The sequence below is a fragment of the Bacillus sp. KS1 genome (assembly GCF_020075515.1).
Lineage (GTDB): Bacteria > Bacillota > Bacilli > Bacillales > Bacillaceae > Bacillus > Bacillus velezensis.
The window spans coordinates 199,223-215,219 of record NZ_JACAWW010000018.1; the positions used below are offsets into that span (position 1 = coordinate 199,223).

A 15,997-nucleotide genomic window follows, 5' to 3' on the forward strand; every position below is an offset into this window, starting at 1 on the left:
TTTCTTATTGATTCATTAAGTCCATCAGTTTTTGTTCCCACTCTTTCGTTGTCAGCGGAGAATCAAGCGGCTGCGAATAATGGCCTCTTGTTTCCGGAGCGACAGGCGTTGTGGCGTCAAGAATCATTTTGTGTGTCATCCCTGCCGGATCAGACCCCGGGTCAAGCGGAAGGACGGACAGGTCAGGAATGATGACTGCATCGTGTTTCGGATGCATTTTCGTTGAGAGCGCCCACATGACTTGCGGCAGGTTAAACGGATCGACATCTTCATCCACGACAATGACCATTTTGCAGTAGCCGAGTCCGTGCGGCGTCGTCAGGGCGCGCATGCCGACCGCCTTGGCAAATCCGCCGTAGCGCGTTTTCGTGGAAATAATGGCGATCAGCCCGTGCGTATACATCGCATTCACGGCGACAATTTCGTTCGGATAAGCTTCCTTGAGCTGCTGGTAAAGCGGCACGCACGTATTAATGCCGATCATATAATCACACTCCGTCCACGGCATGCCTAAGTATAAATGTTCAAAAATCGGATTGTTTCTATGATATACCCGTTTGATTTTGATCACCGGCATGCTGCGGCCGCCTGAATAATGGCCCGTGAACTCACCGAAAGGTCCTTCGTATTCCCGTTCTCCCGCAAGGATCTCTCCTTCCAGAACGACTTCAGCACCCCAAGGGATGTCTAAATCAGACAATTTAGATTTAACGATTCTGTAGGGCTCCCCTTGAATCGCGCCGGCCATTTCATACTCGGATTGATCGTATAACAGCGGAGTTGATGCAGCCGTCGTAATCACCGGCTCACAGCCGAGCGCGATCGTAACGGGAAGATTCACGCCGCGTTCTTCAGCTTGGCGAAGATGAATCGCAATATCATGCTGAGGCACCGGCTGAATGCCGAGGCGGTCTTTTCCCTTTACCTGCATTCTGTAAATGCCGACATTCTGCTTGCCGAAATTGTCCGGATCTTCAAGATCGCGGGAAATGACGCACGCTTTATCCAAATAGTAGCCGCCGTCCCCCTGGTTGATTCTGAATAGCGGAAGGATGTCAAAAAGATTGATATCTTCCGTTATTTCATTTTCATGAAACGGCGCGGTTTCTTCCCGTTTGACCGGCACCGGAAATGCATCGTACCGTTTGGCAAACTCAAAGAATTGTTCTTTAACAGTCGTATCTTTCGGCATGCCGAGCATCATCGCGTGATTCGGCCACGAGCCGATGACATTCAGAGCCACCTGCGCATCGTGATGTCCGTAAATATTGTTAAACAAAAGCGCAGGGGTTTTATCCCCGAGATTGCTGGCTGCACGCGCGGCGGCGCCCAGGTCCGGCTCCGGTTTTACCTCTTCGTTGACGGTTAAGAGCTGCCCTTCTTTTTCAAGAGCGGCGAGAAATTCCCTAAAATCCTGATAGGCCATTATCAGATTCCTCCTTTTTGTTTTTCAATTCCGTACCACCGTTTCGCTTCCGGCAGACGGATGCCGAACTGATCGAGCGTCCGGAACACAATATGGTCTATCAATTCATCCATGTCAGCCGGCTTGTTATAGAATGCCGGCATCGGCGGAAGAATGACGGAACCCATTTTTGTAAGCGCTAGCATATTTTCTAAATGGATTTGGCTGAGCGGCGTTTCTCTTGTCAGCAGCACAAGTTTTTTCCGCTCCTTCAGGATGACGTCAGCCGCCCTTGTCAGCAGATTGTCAGCCATTCCGGTGCGGATGCTTGCCAGTGATTTCATACTGCACGGAGCGATGATCATCCCGTCCGTTTCAAACGAGCCGCTTGAAATCGCCGCTGCCTGGTCTTTGTGAGAATACGTATAGGATGCGAGTTTCTCGACATCTTTTAACGTATAATCGGTTTCATGTGTAATGGTGACATTTGCCCAAGGAGACACGACAAGATGGGTTTCGATCTCCGCGGCTTTTAAATATTCTAAAAGCCTGATCCCGAATATGGCTCCCGTTGCCCCGGTCATTCCGATGACGAGCTTCATATTGACCCCTCCTTTACGCTTGAAATGTGGTGTCAAATCCATCATACTCCTGATATATCCATATGAAAAATATTCGTTAAATCTATGTATCATACCTTAAAGGTATAAAAGAAAGGAGCGAGCGTTCTCATGGATATTCGGCAATTGCGTTATTTCATCACCATTGCCCAAGAGCAGAAAATCACGACGGCCGCCAAAAAGCTCCATATGGCACAGCCGCCTTTGAGCCGACAGTTGAAACAGCTCGAAGAAGAATTGGGCGTCATTCTGTTTGACCGCAATAAAAAGAAACAAATGACCCTCACATATGAAGGAAACGTCTTTTTGAAAAGAGCGAAAGAGATTCTTCATAAGTTTGAGGACGCTATAATCGAGGTACAAGAGCTGAAGGAGGAGGTGGCCGGGACACTTGCCGTCGGGTCAACCATTTACTGCGCAGCGCTTATGCTTGAGAAAGTGTCACAGATGAAAGAGCGGTTTCCGCATCTCACCTTTAACATTTGGGAAGATGAGCCCGTCTCACTGCTCGAGCTTCTGGAAACCCGGCAGATTGACGCCGCCGTCACCACCACCTTGATTAAAAACGACGGCATTGAATCGAAGGAGCTTGAAGACATTCCGTGTGTATTGGTGCTGTCCGAGCATTCAAAACGACTGTGCGGAGAAACGATTAAACTGAATGACATCGCCTCTTTGCCTCTGATCCTTTTGCGCACCGTCAATGGAAGAGGTGTGTATGACCAAGTCCTCCAAGTTTGTGAACAGTACGGTCTCGACCTCCAGGTTGTTTGTGAATGCCATGACTCCGCGACGCTCTTGAGCCTTGTATCATCAGGATTCGGCGCCACAATTCTGCCTTTGACGATGATTCCCGTCCATATGCGCTCGCATGTCAAAACGGTTATCATCGAAGACAACCCGTTTGTCATGACACCGGCCGTCATCTGGAGAAAAGACAGCTACCTGCCGAAGCCTGTCAGACAGTTTTTGGAATTATTTTGATCCGGAACACGATGAATTCCCGCTTATGAAAACCAATTACTTGACTCATACTAAAAAAAAGTTATCCTTTACAATTGGGAGCTATTTTTTCTCAATAAAACTACTCAGAAAAGTGGGGAATAAAGAAGATGAAAAAAGCATTATTCGCTTTGTTCATGATGGTCAGCATCGCAATGCTTGCAGCCTGCGGAAACTCACAGGACAGCGGATCTAAGTCAAAAGACGGCGATCTTTGGGCTTCTGTCAAGAAAAAAGGCGTACTGACCGTCGGTACAGAAGGAACGTACGAACCGTTTACCTTCCATGATAAAAAGACTGACAAACTGACCGGATATGATGTTGAAGTGATTCAAGAAGTCGCGAAACGCCTCGGTCTGAAAGCTGACTTTAAAGAAACACAATGGGACAGCATGTTTGCCGGTTTAAACGCGAAACGGTTTGACGTCGTCGCCAACCAAGTCGGCAAAACAGGCCGTGAGAACCAATATGATTTTTCTGATAAATACACAACGTCAAATGCAGTCGTCGTGACGAAAAAAGACAGCACGATTGCGAAAGAGGCTGATGTCAAAGGAAAAACAGCGGCTCAGTCATTAACAAGCAATTACAATAAATTAGCGAAAGAAGCCGGCGCGAAAATTGAAGGCGTTGAAGGCATGGCGCAATCCCTTCAGCTCATTCAGCAGGGCCGCGCTGATCTGACTTACAACGATAAGCTTGCCGTACTGAACTACTTAAAAACGTCCGGCAATAAAAACGTGAAAATCGCGTTTGAAGCAGGCCAGCCGCAGCAGACATATTTCGCATTCCGAAAAGGAAGCGGCGAACTTGTGACTCACGTCAACAAAGCGTTAAAAGAAATGAAAGAGGACGGGACTCTTTCTAAAATAGCGAAAAAATGGTTCGGCGAAGATGTTTCTAAGTAACATGCCGGAACCCGTGATTGCAACAGCCATTCCGTGGGATTTGGTGCAGCAGTCATTCTGGCCGATTCTTTCCGGGGGAATCTATTACTCGATTCCCCTTACCATTCTTTCCTTTATTTTCGGAATGATCATCGCGCTGATTACGGCGCTCGCCAGAATGTCAAATATGAAACCATTGAGATGGGTGTTCAGCGTATACGTATCAGCGGTGCGCGGCACTCCTCTTCTCGTTCAATTGTTCATCATTTTTTATCTGTTCCCGACATTTAATATTACGCTGGACCCTTTCCCAAGCGCAGTCATCGCGTTTTCATTAAACGTGGGCGCCTATGCTTCTGAAATCATCCGGGCATCTATTTCATCCGTGCCGAAAGGGCAATGGGAAGCCGGTTATACGATCGGCATGACCTATCGCAAGACATTGTTCCGCGTGATCCTGCCGCAGGCGTTTCGCGTGTCCATTCCGCCATTATCAAATACATTTATCAGCCTGATCAAGGATACATCTCTCGCGTCACAGATTCTCGTCGCGGAGCTGTTCAGAAAAGCGCAGGAAATCGGCGCGCAAAACCTTGATCAAATCTTGGTCATCTATATTGAAGCCGCCTTTATTTATTGGATCATCTGCTTCTTGCTGTCAATCGTACAGCATGTGATCGAACGGCGTCTCGACCGTTATGTGGCCAAATAAGGAGGTTTCGATATGCTTTCCGTCAAAGGATTAAATAAATCATTCGGACAGAATGAAATTTTAAAAAAGATAGATATGGAGATAGAAAAAGGGAAAGTCATCGCCATTCTGGGACCGTCCGGTTCAGGAAAAACGACGCTTCTGCGCTGTCTGAACGCGCTTGAGATCCCCAATCGCGGCGAGCTGGCATTCTCCGATTTTTCAATAGATTTCTCCAAAAAAGTGAAGCAGGCTGATATTCTCCGCCTCCGCCGCAAATCAGGCATGGTCTTTCAGGCGTATCATCTGTTTCCTCACCGCACGGCGCTTGAAAACGTCATGGAAGGACCCGTTCAAGTGCAAAAGCGCGACAAGGAGCAAGTCAGAAAAGAAGCGATAGAGCTTCTGGAAAAAGTCGGACTGAAAGACAAAATGGATTTATATCCGTTCCAGCTTTCCGGCGGTCAGCAGCAGCGGGTCGGCATCGCCCGCGCGCTTGCGATTCAGCCCGAGCTGATGCTGTTTGACGAACCGACGTCAGCACTTGATCCGGAGCTGGTCGGCGAGGTGCTCAAAGTGATTAAGGATCTGGCGAACGAAGGCTGGACGATGGTCGTCGTCACCCATGAAATCAAATTCGCGCAGGAAGTGGCTGATGAAGTCATCTTCATTGACGGCGGCGTCATTGTGGAACAAGGACCGCCGGCCCAGATTTTTTCCGCGCCGAAAGAAGAACGCACGCAGCGGTTTTTAAATCGTATACTGAATCCTTTGTAGGAGCCGGAGAAGAAGCGAAACACTGATTTCGCTTCTTCTTTTTTTGGGCGGTTATGCTACAATGACAATTAATGAATGTTATGAAAGAAGGGACCTCTTTGAAGCGGGAATTCTTGATGCGCTGGACGTTTTATTTTGCCGGTCTGTTGATTTTGTCTTTCGGGGTATCGTTAACCATTAAAGGAAAAGCTCTCGGCATCAGCCCTTGGGATGCCTTTCATTATGGGCTTTTTCAGCATTTCGGGCTATCTGTCGGCCAATGGTCCATCTTGGTCGGCGCGGTCATCGTGGCTTTAACCTGCCTGTTCACGAGGACGCTCCCGAAAATCGGCGCTATCTTAAACATGGTGCTGATGGGAATGTTTATTGATTTCTTCTCGTTTCTGCTTCCTGAGGCGCACGCTTTTTCCTTAGCGGCCGTGTTTTTTTCTATCGGATTGCTGCTGATCGGCTGCGGCGTCGGTATTTACGTATCAGCAGGGCTCGGCGCGGGCCCCCGGGACTCTCTGATGATGCTGATATCTGAAAAAACGGGCTGGAACGTGCAATGGGTGCGGAACGGCATTGAGCTGACGATTCTTGCCGCAGCCTGGGTGATGGGCGGACCGATCGGCGCCGGAACCATTATTACGGCTGTTTTGACGGGGCTGATTCTGCGTTTTTCTTTGCCGCAGTCCTCTAAACTGTTAACATACGCGATCTCCGGGCGGGCAACGTCCGTTCATTAAAAACAAAGCCGAAACGGTTTTGTTTTTTTATTTTCGGACAGCTTTCGTCTGATATGGTAGGATGGTTTTGACAATATTTTCAGACGGAGGATCTGGACATGAAGATTTACGGAGTATATATGGACCGCCCGCTTTCTGCAGGGGAAGAGGATCGGATGATGGCGGCCGTGTCCGCCGAAAAGCGGGAAAAATGCCGGCGCTTTTACCATAAGGAGGATGCTCACCGCACCTTGATCGGCGACATGCTGATCCGCACCGCTGCGGCGAAGGCTTACGGACTTGATCCGGCCGGGATTTCATTCAGCGTCCAGGAATACGGAAAGCCGTACATCCCCGCGCTTCCGGACATGCACTTTAACATTTCCCACTCCGGGCGCTGGATCGTGTGTGCCGTTGATTCAAAACCGATCGGCATTGATATTGAAAAAATGAAGCCCGGCACGATTGATATCGCCAAACGTTTTTTTTCGCCGACGGAATACAGTGATCTGCAAGCGAAACACCCCGATCAGCAGACCGATTATTTTTACCACCTGTGGTCGATGAAAGAAAGCTTTATCAAGCAGGCCGGAAAAGGGCTTTCCCTTCCGCTTGATTCATTCAGCGTCCGCCTCAAAGACGACGGCCATGTGTCCATTGAGCTCCCGGACGGACATGAACCTTGTTTCATCCGCACATATGATGCGGACGAGGAATATAAGCTGGCCGTTTGTGCGGCGCATCCCGATTTTTGTGACGGGATTGAGATGAAAACGTATGAAGAGCTGCTGTAAGCATAGAAAAAGGAGGGTATCCCCCTCCTTTTTTTGTCAGCCTGATATTTCCGCCTGTTTCTGCAGCTGCTTTGCTTCTTGATAAATTTCTTCGAACAGATCCGCGGTGTGTTCTTCTTCAACACATGAAAATGCGATTCGCAAATCGGTTTCATTAATGGATATCGTCCCGATTCCTCTCTTTTCAAGCAACGACACTCTTAATTCGCCGGCGTTTATGTCTTTCAGCCGGACACACATGAAATAACCCGAGTTAAACGGATAAGGCGTCCATACGTCTTCATAGTGCTTGTTTTCTGCAAGAACGGCTTTCACTTTGTCAGCCCGTTTTTTCATGATATTATATTTCAGCGATTTTTCTTTCTCGTATTCCGGTGACTGCATCGCCCGCAGCATAAACGTTTGGGACGGATGCGGGGCGCTTGAAATCGTTCCCCTGATAATCCCTTTTGTTTTTTCCTCGAGCACGCGCAGCGCTTTTTCGCTTTTTGTGCTGTACGTAATAAAACCGACGCGGAAGCCCCACGCGTAATTTTCCTTCGTCGCGCCGTCTATTTTCACGCAAAGCACCCGGTCGTGCACTTGGGCGAGTTTGCTGAAGATGGATTCCTGAATGGCCGTTTCATCGTAAAACAGATTGTAATACGCATCGTCTACGAGCACGACAATCTCTTTGCCGGCCTCCGCTGCCTCCAGGATCACGCTGACGATTTCTGATGCTTCCTCTTCCCCCGGCGTATAGCCTGTCGGATTATTCGGGAAATTCAGCACGACAATCGCCTTTTCTTCCTGCTTTTTCAGCAGCTCGGACAGCCCCGCCGCATTAAAACGCCCATCCTGCTGAAAAAGCGGGTACGTCTCAATGGATGCCTTGCGCCGGACACCGAAAATGAAATTGTAATTTCCCCAATATTTATCCGGCAGAAGCAGCGTATCCCCTTCATTGACGAACAAGTCGGCGGCAATGCTCAGCCCGTGTGTTAAAGCGTTTGTCACGATCGGCGTGCTGATGTCTTTGCCGGCTAATGAAGGATTTTCGAGACGCATTTTTTTCAGCCATTCCTGTCTGAGCGGCTCTTTTCCCTGCGGCGGAGCATAATCGTAGATATCATCGGGGTTATAGGCGGACAGTGTCTCTTGAATATGGGAAAAGTGCATGGACTCGCCTTGTGAGGTGGCAATCCCGATCGTGGCATTATACTTTCCGGCCTTGGCTTTCGCTTCCGCCGATTGTGTCAGCACCCCTTTCGGATAAAACAACTCTCTGCCCAAATCAGAAAGCATATGAAGCACGTGCGGGTTTTCTTCAGATAATGTTCTGTTCAGCTCTTTTGCTGCATCATTCATGTACGACAATCCCTTCAAAATTATATTCCATCAAATCATAACATAAAATTTTTGATAAATGAGAAAACTCACGGGCAGATTTTGTTACAAAAAACAGACAGCGAATGCTGTCTGTCATATCCTATAACAATTGGCCTGCAGTGCTCCTGTTAATAATCTCATATATTCGTTCCGCCACTTTTTCAGTTTCACTTAATATGAACATGTGGCCGTCCGAAAACTCATGAAATACGGGATTGTCGGCCCATTTTTTCCATCCGTCCGCATCTTTGATACATTTTTTATCTTTCCGCCCGTTAAAAATATGGACGGGTGATTGAATCATGTGAGAATCAGACGGACGGAAGCTTTCAAGCGCGCGGTAGTCGGATCTGAAAGAAGGCAGGAAAAATGACATGACCTCCTTATTCTCCACTAACTCCTGCGGCATTCCGCCCAGCTCGATAATATGGGCGAGAAATTTTTCATCATCAAGATGAGACACTTTTTTCCTTTCAACATGCGGCGGCTGAATGGCTGAGATGATCACGGCCTGCGGGTAAATCCCCTCCCGCTCCAGCTTTTGCGCCAGCCTGAAAGCGACCATGCCTCCCATACTGTGGCCGAACAGCACAAACGGGCGGTCAGGATGGAGATTCAACTCCTGCTTGTATAAACTGACAAGCTGTTCAAAATCCTCAACGGCGGACATTTGATTTGTTCCGTGTCCCGGCGGTTCCGCGGCAAGCATCTCACACTCACCTTGAAGATAGGTGTGGAGCGGGCGGAATGATGCGGAATAGCCTCCTGCGAACGGAAAACAGATAAGCTGCGTTTTTTCCGTGGTATCGAACGATTTAAAGAGCTGGACCATTGGCGGGCTTCCTCCTTTTCTATCGTGAAGCTGTCAGCTTCGGATGTTCCTTCCTTAGGAATTCGAGCAAATATGCCGCATTCCTTTCGAGACATTCTCCCTGAAGCATTTCTGCGTGACTGCCGCAGCCTTTTTTCACACGGTATTCACCTGTCGTGGCTTCCTCCCACGAAGCGAGCCACGGCGGCATCGCAAAGTCCGGTTCTGACGTTAATAGATCTATATCCGCATTGACCGTGCCGGTGCTGACGGTATGCACGAAATAAGAATAAAACACGTTTGTTTTTTTGGCGAGACCTTCTTTGACGGCTTCGTCATTCAGCGCTTCGTTATCCCGGTTTACCTTCATCAGCGCCTGGACATCGCTTTCTACGGTGCGGCCTTCCAAGTCGCTGACGCCTTGTTTTTTATAAGAATCAACCATGATCAGCCGCTCCACTTTACGTCCTTCGGCTTCAAGCCGTTTGGCCGTTTCAAAGGCGAGCGTGCAGCCTGCCGAGTATCCGAACATCTTGACCGGTCCTTCCGGCTGGAGCTGATTGATCAGCTCTGTGTAGCGTTCGATGCGGTTGTCTTCCTCGATAAAATCAAACGCACAGATTCGATAGCCGGACAGCTGTTTTGCCAGCGGCTGGTACATCAGCCCGTAACCGAGAACCGGCGGGAACGCAAACAGTGTGTCAGACTGATTTTTATTCATGATGGTGAGATCTTTCATACCTTTTTCTTCACCGTGAAGCAGATAATCGGCAATGCCTGCGATTGTCGTCGCTTCGAATAGCAGCTGCACCGGAATGTCCGTACCGAGCTCTTTTTTAATGCGTGACGCTGCCGTCATCGCTTTTAAGGAATGGCCTCCGAGCGCGAAGAAATCATCATGAATCCCAATCTGCTGTCTGCCGAGGATGTCGGACCAGATGTGTGCAATCGTTTCTTCCGTCGCGTTTCGAGGCCCGATCCATTCTTTCACCGCCTGAGTCTGATCCGGTTTCGGCAGCTGCCGTTTATTGACCTTCCCGTTTGTCGTTAACGGAAGCTCCTCTAAGAAAGTAAAGGTTTGCGGCACCATGTAAGCAGGAAGCTGTTTTTTCAAGTGCCTCTTTACGTCTTCAGCTGAAAGCGGCGTCCGGTTCACGAGGTAGGCGTTGATTGATGCATCTCCGGACTCATGGCGGTCTGCAACAACGACCGCATCTTTCACACCCGGGTATTCCTGCAGCTGCTTTTCGATTTCTTCAAGCTCAATCCGGTGTCCGCGTATTTTGACCTGGTCGTCAATACGCCCGGCGTATTCAATTGTTCCATCCGGCAGCCAGCGTGCTAAATCCCCTGTGCGGTAAAGCGTTTCTCCCGGCTTGAACGGATTTGGAATAAACGTTTGCTTCGTCAGGTCATGACGGTTCAGATACCCTTTTGATACACCCATTCCGCTGATGCACAGTTCACCGACAGCCCCAAATGGCTGAAGCTGATTTTGCCCGTTAAGAATGTAAACACTTGCATTGCTGATCGGCTTTCCGATCGGCAATGAGGAAATGGAATCCGGTAAATCGTGCACGACGTGAGCTGTCGCAAACACCGTTCCCTCAGTCGGCCCGTAGCAATTAATCAGCTTGCCAGGCCCCATGATCTCAAGCGCCATTCTGACGTGAGGCACAGACGCGCGCTCACCTCCGAATAACACACAGCGAAGCCCCTTCAGCCACTCCTCTCCCGCATCGGTGAGAAGATTAAACAGTGCGGTTGTCGCAAACATGACATTGACATTCTCCTGCCGGATCAGATCAGTGAGCCGTTCTGTATCAAGCAGTGTATGTTCATCTGCGATAATGAGCCGTGCCGCATTCAGTATTGATGCGTAGAAATCAAAGGTAAATGCGTCAAAAGCGTAATTGGAAACAGATAAGAACGTATCTTTTTCAGAAAATGCCATGTAATCTACATGCTTGACCAATCCTTGAATATTGGCATGAGTGGTGATATTGCCCTTCGGCTTTCCGGTTGTGCCGGATGTATACATAATATACGCCGGATCATCGGGATCAATTGCGGCTGCAGGATCGCTTGCCTGTTCCTCAAACCGTGCTTGATCATCGATGATGAGTGTTGTTCCTGTATACGGCAGCTGAGCCGCTTTTTCTTTCATCTCATGATGTGTCAGCAGACAGGCTGCCGCACTGTCAGCCAGCATATACGAGATTCGGTCTTCCGGCAGCTTCGGATCAACCGGCAGATAAGCCGCTCCCGCTTTTAATACGCCGAGAATGCCGATCACCAGTTCAAGCGAGCGCTTCGTGTACAACGCGACAACGGAGCCTTTGCCCGCACCTTGCTTTTGCAAACGGCGCGCAAGGCGGTTCGCTTCCTCATCTAATTCACGGTAGGAAAGAGTCTGACCGGAATACGTAAGCGCCGGCGCATCAGGATTTACATTCACCGCTTCCTTGAACCAATCCGTCAGAGGCTTCGCCTGATGAGTCTGAGCCGGCGGGTTTAAGCCGGTAAGCAGAAGCTCTCTTTCCTTTTCATCAACAAGTCTGATCGTATTGACAGGCTGATCCGGCTTCTGGATGAGCTGCTGAATCGCAGTGAGAAGCTGAGATTTTAAGCGCAGGATAAACGCCTCATCAAACACATTCCCGTTATAGGCAAGCTTAATCAGCATTTCATCACCTGGAGAAGCCATCAGGTTGAGATCATAATTCGATTTCTCAAAAACATGGACGTCCTCCATATCAAAGCCGTTTTCACTGTTCTCTTCATTTTTTGCATCCTGAAGCGGATAATTTTCAAACACAATGATGTGGTCAATCAGCTTTGGCTGATCGGCTTGGCTTTGGATGTCATAGAGCGGCACATATTGATGCGGCTCAGACTGCAGCGATTGCTCCTGCAGCTGCTTGAGCAAGCCGTTAAATGTGGTATCCTCAGACAGCTTCACCCGCCTCGGAACAGCATTGATAAACAGCCCGACCATATGTTCAACGCCTTTGATTTCTGCGGGACGCCCGGAAACGACTGTGCCGAAGATCAAATCGCCGGACTGCTGGTAGCGGCTGATTAATACACTCCAAACCGCCTGCAGCGCCGTACTCAAAGTGGTATGCTGCGATTTTGCAAGCTCGGTAAATGCTTTTGTTTCCGCCTCCGGCAGTGAGAAGAGCAACTCTTTCGGCTCATAGCCGTCCTTTTGTTTCTTTCTTTGCTCCGCAAACGTCGTTTGTCCTTCAAAATCTTCTAAGTACCCGCGCCAGTAATGCAGTGATGCTTGTTTATCCTGCTTTTCAAGCCACTTGATATAGTCTTTATACGGTTTGACCGGCGGCAGGCTGTACGGCTTTTGTTCGCGCAGGGCATTGTATACCTTAAACAGATCCTGCACGACGATGCCGAAGCACCAGCCGTCCAAAATGATGTGGTGGTAGCTCCACACCCATTCAAAGCTTTCTTCCGATTTTTTAAAAATGGCTGCCCGCATCGGAATATCCCGCGTCAAATCAAAGCCTTTGATCTTATCCTGTTCTTTGTATTCATTGATTTTGGCTGTTTGCTCGCTGTCCGTTACATGTGTCAGATCGATTTCTTCTATCTGAAACTGCCGTTTTTTCAATACGACTTGGACCGGCCTTTTTACTTTTTCGTGAATGAACACGGTACGAAATACATCGTACCGGTCCATGATCACATTCATGCTTTCTTCGAGGCATTTGATATTCAAGCTGCCTTTTACTTTCATTGTCATTTGTTCGATGTAAAAGCTTTGGCCGGGATTCAGGAGAGTATGAAACAGCATTCCCTCCTGCATCGGCGACAAATAATACATGTCCTGAACTTGATCTTTTTTGAACTGGCTCATCTGCTCCGCTCCCCCCTTCTGTGATCTGTTTTTGTCACGTTAAATTCTCCTCAAGCATGTCAAAGATGTCTCCCATTTCATCCATCTCAAGATCCTGCGCGCTGAAATCGCTCGGCGTAAATTCTTTCTCCTCTTTGGCCGTGCAATGGCGGATGATCATTAAGAGATTGTCTTTAAACCGCTGCATCTGTGTTTCGACGGTGCTTCTTTCATATTCTTCCTGATTGTATGAGCAGGAAATGACGAAGCGGCCGCCTGTAACCATCCCGCTGAAGCTCAGTGCGTATAACGCCTCTGACTCTTCGCTGACTTGACGTCCCATATCATATGGAGACGGCTCAAACCATTCCGTTTTCACTTCATTGTCAAACTGCCCCAAGTAGTTAAAACTGATTTCAGGCGCGGCGCCTTTTTCTGTTTCATCGGATGACAGATACCGGAGAATCCCGTATCCTACACCTTTATCAGGAACGCGCCGCACCGTCTCTTTTACCGTTTTAATAACGGAAGAGACGCCGTCTTCCTTGCTGATCTGCAGAATCAAAGGATATTGGGCCGTAAACCAGCCGACCGTCCGTGAAATATTGACATTCGGTATGATTTCTTCCCGGCCGTGTCCTTCTAAGTTGATGCCGACTTTGCCGTTTTCCGTCCATTCACCGATCGTTAAGCCGAGCGCGCTGAGCAGAATGTCGTTGATTTCCGTTCCGTACGGATGATGAACATCTGTGAGCAGCTGCGCCGTTTCTTCCTCAGTCAATTCACATTTCACGGCCGCCGTATGTTTGACGAGCCGTTTGTTCGGATCATGATCTTTCGGCAGCGGCTGGAGTTCTTCCGCATCTGCCTGCGTCCAATAATCCGCCTGCTTTTTCAGCTCTTCTGATTGCGCAAATGTGTTCAGCGCCTCCGCCCAATCTTTAAAGGAGTGGGTTTTCTGCGGGAGGACGATGCTGTTTTGCTGCTGCGCCTGTTTATAACCTGAAGCGAAATCCTCAAGCAGAATTCTCCATGATACCCCGTCCACGACGAGATGGTGAATCGAGATTAACAGATGATCGCCTAGTTCTGTCCGGTATTGCTCCGCTTTTAACAGCGGGCCGTTCTCCAGATCAAGACTTCCCTGAAGATGATCGGCAAGCCGCTGAATCTGGCTTTTCAGCATATCCTCGTCCGTTCCGTACAGATCAACGATGTCAAAGCTTGCCTTGCATTCTGTGACAGGGAGGTATGTCTGAATGATGCCTTCCCTTTCTTCATGGTAAACCATGCGGAGCGCATCATGGTGTTCAATCAATGCTTGCAGGGTTTTTTCCACCAGGTCCGGATCAAAGCCGTCTTTCGCGTGAAGCATGACGGATTGGTTCCAGTGGTGTTTGTTCGTGAAGTTTTTCTCAAAGAACCAACGCTGGATCGGCGTTAACTCCGCTTCGCCCTCGACAGGTCCCTGGTCGGCCTGCTTGCCTTCCGTCCGCTCCACATAGGAGACGAGCTCTTCGATGGTCGGATGCTGGAAGAGATCCTTCATCTCCAGCTTGTAGCCATGCTGGTTCAGGCGGCTCGCCATTTGGATGCCTTTGATCGAATCGCCGCCGAGCGTGAAGAAATTGTCGCTTACGCCGATCTGGTCAAGACCGAGCACTTCCTGCCAAATGTCTGAAAGCAGCGTCTCCATCTCCGTTTCCGGCGCTTTGTAAGCGGCGCTTCCCGCTTCAATGTCCGGTTCCGGCAGGGCTTTTTTGTCAATCTTGCCGTTTGCGGTGACCGGAAGCTCGTCCATCTCCACCCAGAACGCCGGCACCATGTAGTCAGGCAGCGTGTCTTTCAGCGCGGCTTTGAGCGCTTCAATATCGTCCTGCCGAGGCGCGACATAGGCGCAAAGCGCGGTATTGCCCGCTTTGTCTTCCACGGCCGTCACCGCTGCGTCATGAACGTCCGCAAGCTGGGCGAGGCGGACTTCGATTTCTGAAAGCTCGATCCGGTAGCCCCGCACTTTGACCTGCTGGTCGATACGGCCGATGTATTCAATGCCGCACTGCGCGTTCCATTTGACGAGGTCGCCGGTCCGGTACATGCGCTCGCCGGGCACGAACGGATCTGCGGTAAACCGCTTCGCCGTTTCTTCTTCACGGTTCAGGTATCCGCGCGCAAGACCGCGGCCGGCCACACACAATTCACCGGCAATGCCTTCCGGCTGCACCTGATCGCCGTCGCCGAGAATATAAACTCTCGTATTGGCAATCGCCCGTCCGATCGAAAGCGATCCTTCCTCCGGATTGATGACGCCGCTTGTCGCGACGACGGTGTTTTCCGTCGGGCCGTAGTTGTTGACGATCGTGTACGGCTGTTTCACCGCCCGCTTCAGCTTGTCACCGCCGACGAGAAGCATACGGAGAGAGGTATTTTCCAGCTCCATAAATTGTTCGGCCAGCTGCGTCGGCAGGAAGGTGATGGTCACGCCGTTCTCCTCGAAATAGTGATTTAAGCGGGTGATATCCAGCCGGATCGCTTCGTCAATGACGTGAAGCTCCGCGCCGATGATCCATGCCGGGAACATTTCCCAAATGGAGGCGTCAAAACCGAAGCCCGCGTATTTGGCGCTTTTATCATCCGCCGTCATGGCGAATGCGTCGTGATGCCAGAAGCACAGGTTCACCAGCGCATGGTGTTCGACCATGACACCCTTCGGCTGTCCGGTCGTTCCTGACGTGTAAATCATATAAGCGAGATGATCCGCCGTTGTTTCTGTCTGCGGGTTCGCTTCATCGTTTTCATCAAGCGGCAGGCTCAGAATGGAGCGTCCGCCGTCAAGCAGAATCGTTTCTCCTTTGTAGCTTTCCGGCACGTCCAGCGCTTCCTGTGTGAGAAGAAGCTTGGCGCCGCTGTCCTGCAGAATGTAGCTGATCCGCTCTTCCGGGTAGTCGGGGTCAATCGGCACAAATGCCGCGCCCGCTTTCAGGACGCCGAGTACGCCCGCGGCCATTTCCAAGGACGGTTTCGTCAAAATGCCGACACGTTCGTCAGCCGTGACGCCGCAGTCCATGAGAATGCGCGCGAT

At 49.8% G+C, this 15,997-nt stretch carries 11 protein-coding genes and 1 pseudogene; 6 read left to right on the forward strand and 6 right to left on the reverse strand.

Annotated elements, in window-relative coordinates:
- Positions 1 to 4: 4 nt before the first annotated feature.
- Together bsdC and HWY38_RS13595 are read right to left on the reverse strand one after the other, a co-directional pair.
- Positions 5 to 1,426 carry a phenolic acid decarboxylase BsdC gene (gene bsdC / locus HWY38_RS13590; protein ID WP_043866828.1) on the reverse strand — a complete coding sequence of 474 codons (1,422 nt, stop codon included), beginning with the start codon at positions 1,424 to 1,426 and terminating at the stop codon, positions 5 to 7.
- 2 nt (positions 1,427 to 1,428) lie between these two features.
- A complete protein-coding gene (locus tag HWY38_RS13595; protein ID WP_088005476.1) occupies positions 1,429 to 2,043 on the reverse strand; it encodes a non-oxidative hydroxyarylic acid decarboxylases subunit B in 615 nt (204 codons plus the stop codon).
- A gap of 93 nt (positions 2,044 to 2,136) precedes the next feature.
- On the opposite strand from HWY38_RS13595, the gene HWY38_RS13600 reads away from it, so the two are divergent.
- The 6 genes from HWY38_RS13600 (at position 2,137) to HWY38_RS13625 (ending at position 6,883) form a co-directional block, all read left to right on the forward strand.
- Complete coding sequence (locus HWY38_RS13600) at positions 2,137 to 3,009, forward strand: LysR family transcriptional regulator (RefSeq protein WP_003156371.1); 873 nt, start codon at positions 2,137 to 2,139, stop codon at positions 3,007 to 3,009.
- Positions 3,010 to 3,137: 128 nt separating this feature from the next.
- Entirely contained in the window at positions 3,138 to 3,935 is a 798-nt protein-coding gene (gene tcyA / locus HWY38_RS13605) for a cystine ABC transporter substrate-binding lipoprotein TcyA (RefSeq protein WP_003156373.1), read from the forward strand.
- Entirely contained in the window at positions 3,922 to 4,626 is a 705-nt protein-coding gene (locus HWY38_RS13610) for an amino acid ABC transporter permease (protein WP_003156375.1), read from the forward strand. Before tcyA ends, HWY38_RS13610 begins: the two co-directional genes overlap by 14 nt.
- A 12-nt stretch (positions 4,627 to 4,638) precedes the next feature.
- The gene (gene tcyC / locus HWY38_RS13615) at positions 4,639 to 5,382 is read left to right on the forward strand and encodes a cystine ABC transporter ATP-binding protein TcyC (RefSeq protein WP_003156376.1); all 744 of its coding nucleotides are present in this window, start codon (positions 4,639 to 4,641) and stop codon (positions 5,380 to 5,382) included.
- 80 nt (positions 5,383 to 5,462) lie between these two features.
- On the forward strand, positions 5,463 to 6,110 hold the full coding sequence (locus tag HWY38_RS13620) for a YczE/YyaS/YitT family protein (RefSeq protein ID WP_077723128.1): 648 nt from the start codon (positions 5,463 to 5,465) through the stop codon (positions 6,108 to 6,110).
- A 98-nt stretch (positions 6,111 to 6,208) separates the two neighbouring features.
- On the forward strand, positions 6,209 to 6,883 hold the full coding sequence (locus HWY38_RS13625; RefSeq protein WP_024084876.1) for a 4'-phosphopantetheinyl transferase family protein: 675 nt from the start codon (positions 6,209 to 6,211) through the stop codon (positions 6,881 to 6,883).
- 36 nt (positions 6,884 to 6,919) lie between these two features.
- Here the strand turns inward: HWY38_RS13625 and HWY38_RS13630 are convergent, their stop codons facing one another.
- From HWY38_RS13630 to srfAB, 4 genes and pseudogenes are all read right to left on the reverse strand, one after another.
- Positions 6,920 to 8,230 (reverse strand): aminotransferase class I/II-fold pyridoxal phosphate-dependent enzyme, encoded by a 1,311-nt coding sequence (locus HWY38_RS13630; protein WP_088037498.1) that lies wholly within the window; start codon positions 8,228 to 8,230, stop codon positions 6,920 to 6,922.
- A gap of 121 nt (positions 8,231 to 8,351) precedes the next feature.
- The gene (gene srfAD, locus HWY38_RS13635) at positions 8,352 to 9,083 is read right to left on the reverse strand and encodes a surfactin biosynthesis thioesterase SrfAD (protein ID WP_014304324.1); all 732 of its coding nucleotides are present in this window, start codon (positions 9,081 to 9,083) and stop codon (positions 8,352 to 8,354) included.
- Positions 9,084 to 9,102: 19 nt separating this feature from the next.
- Positions 9,103 to 12,939 (reverse strand): surfactin non-ribosomal peptide synthetase SrfAC, encoded by a 3,837-nt coding sequence (srfAC, locus tag HWY38_RS13640; RefSeq protein ID WP_224182030.1) that lies wholly within the window; start codon positions 12,937 to 12,939, stop codon positions 9,103 to 9,105.
- A gap of 34 nt (positions 12,940 to 12,973) precedes the next feature.
- Positions 12,974 to 15,997: pseudogene (gene srfAB / locus HWY38_RS13645) on the reverse strand (surfactin non-ribosomal peptide synthetase SrfAB); the annotation flags it as partial.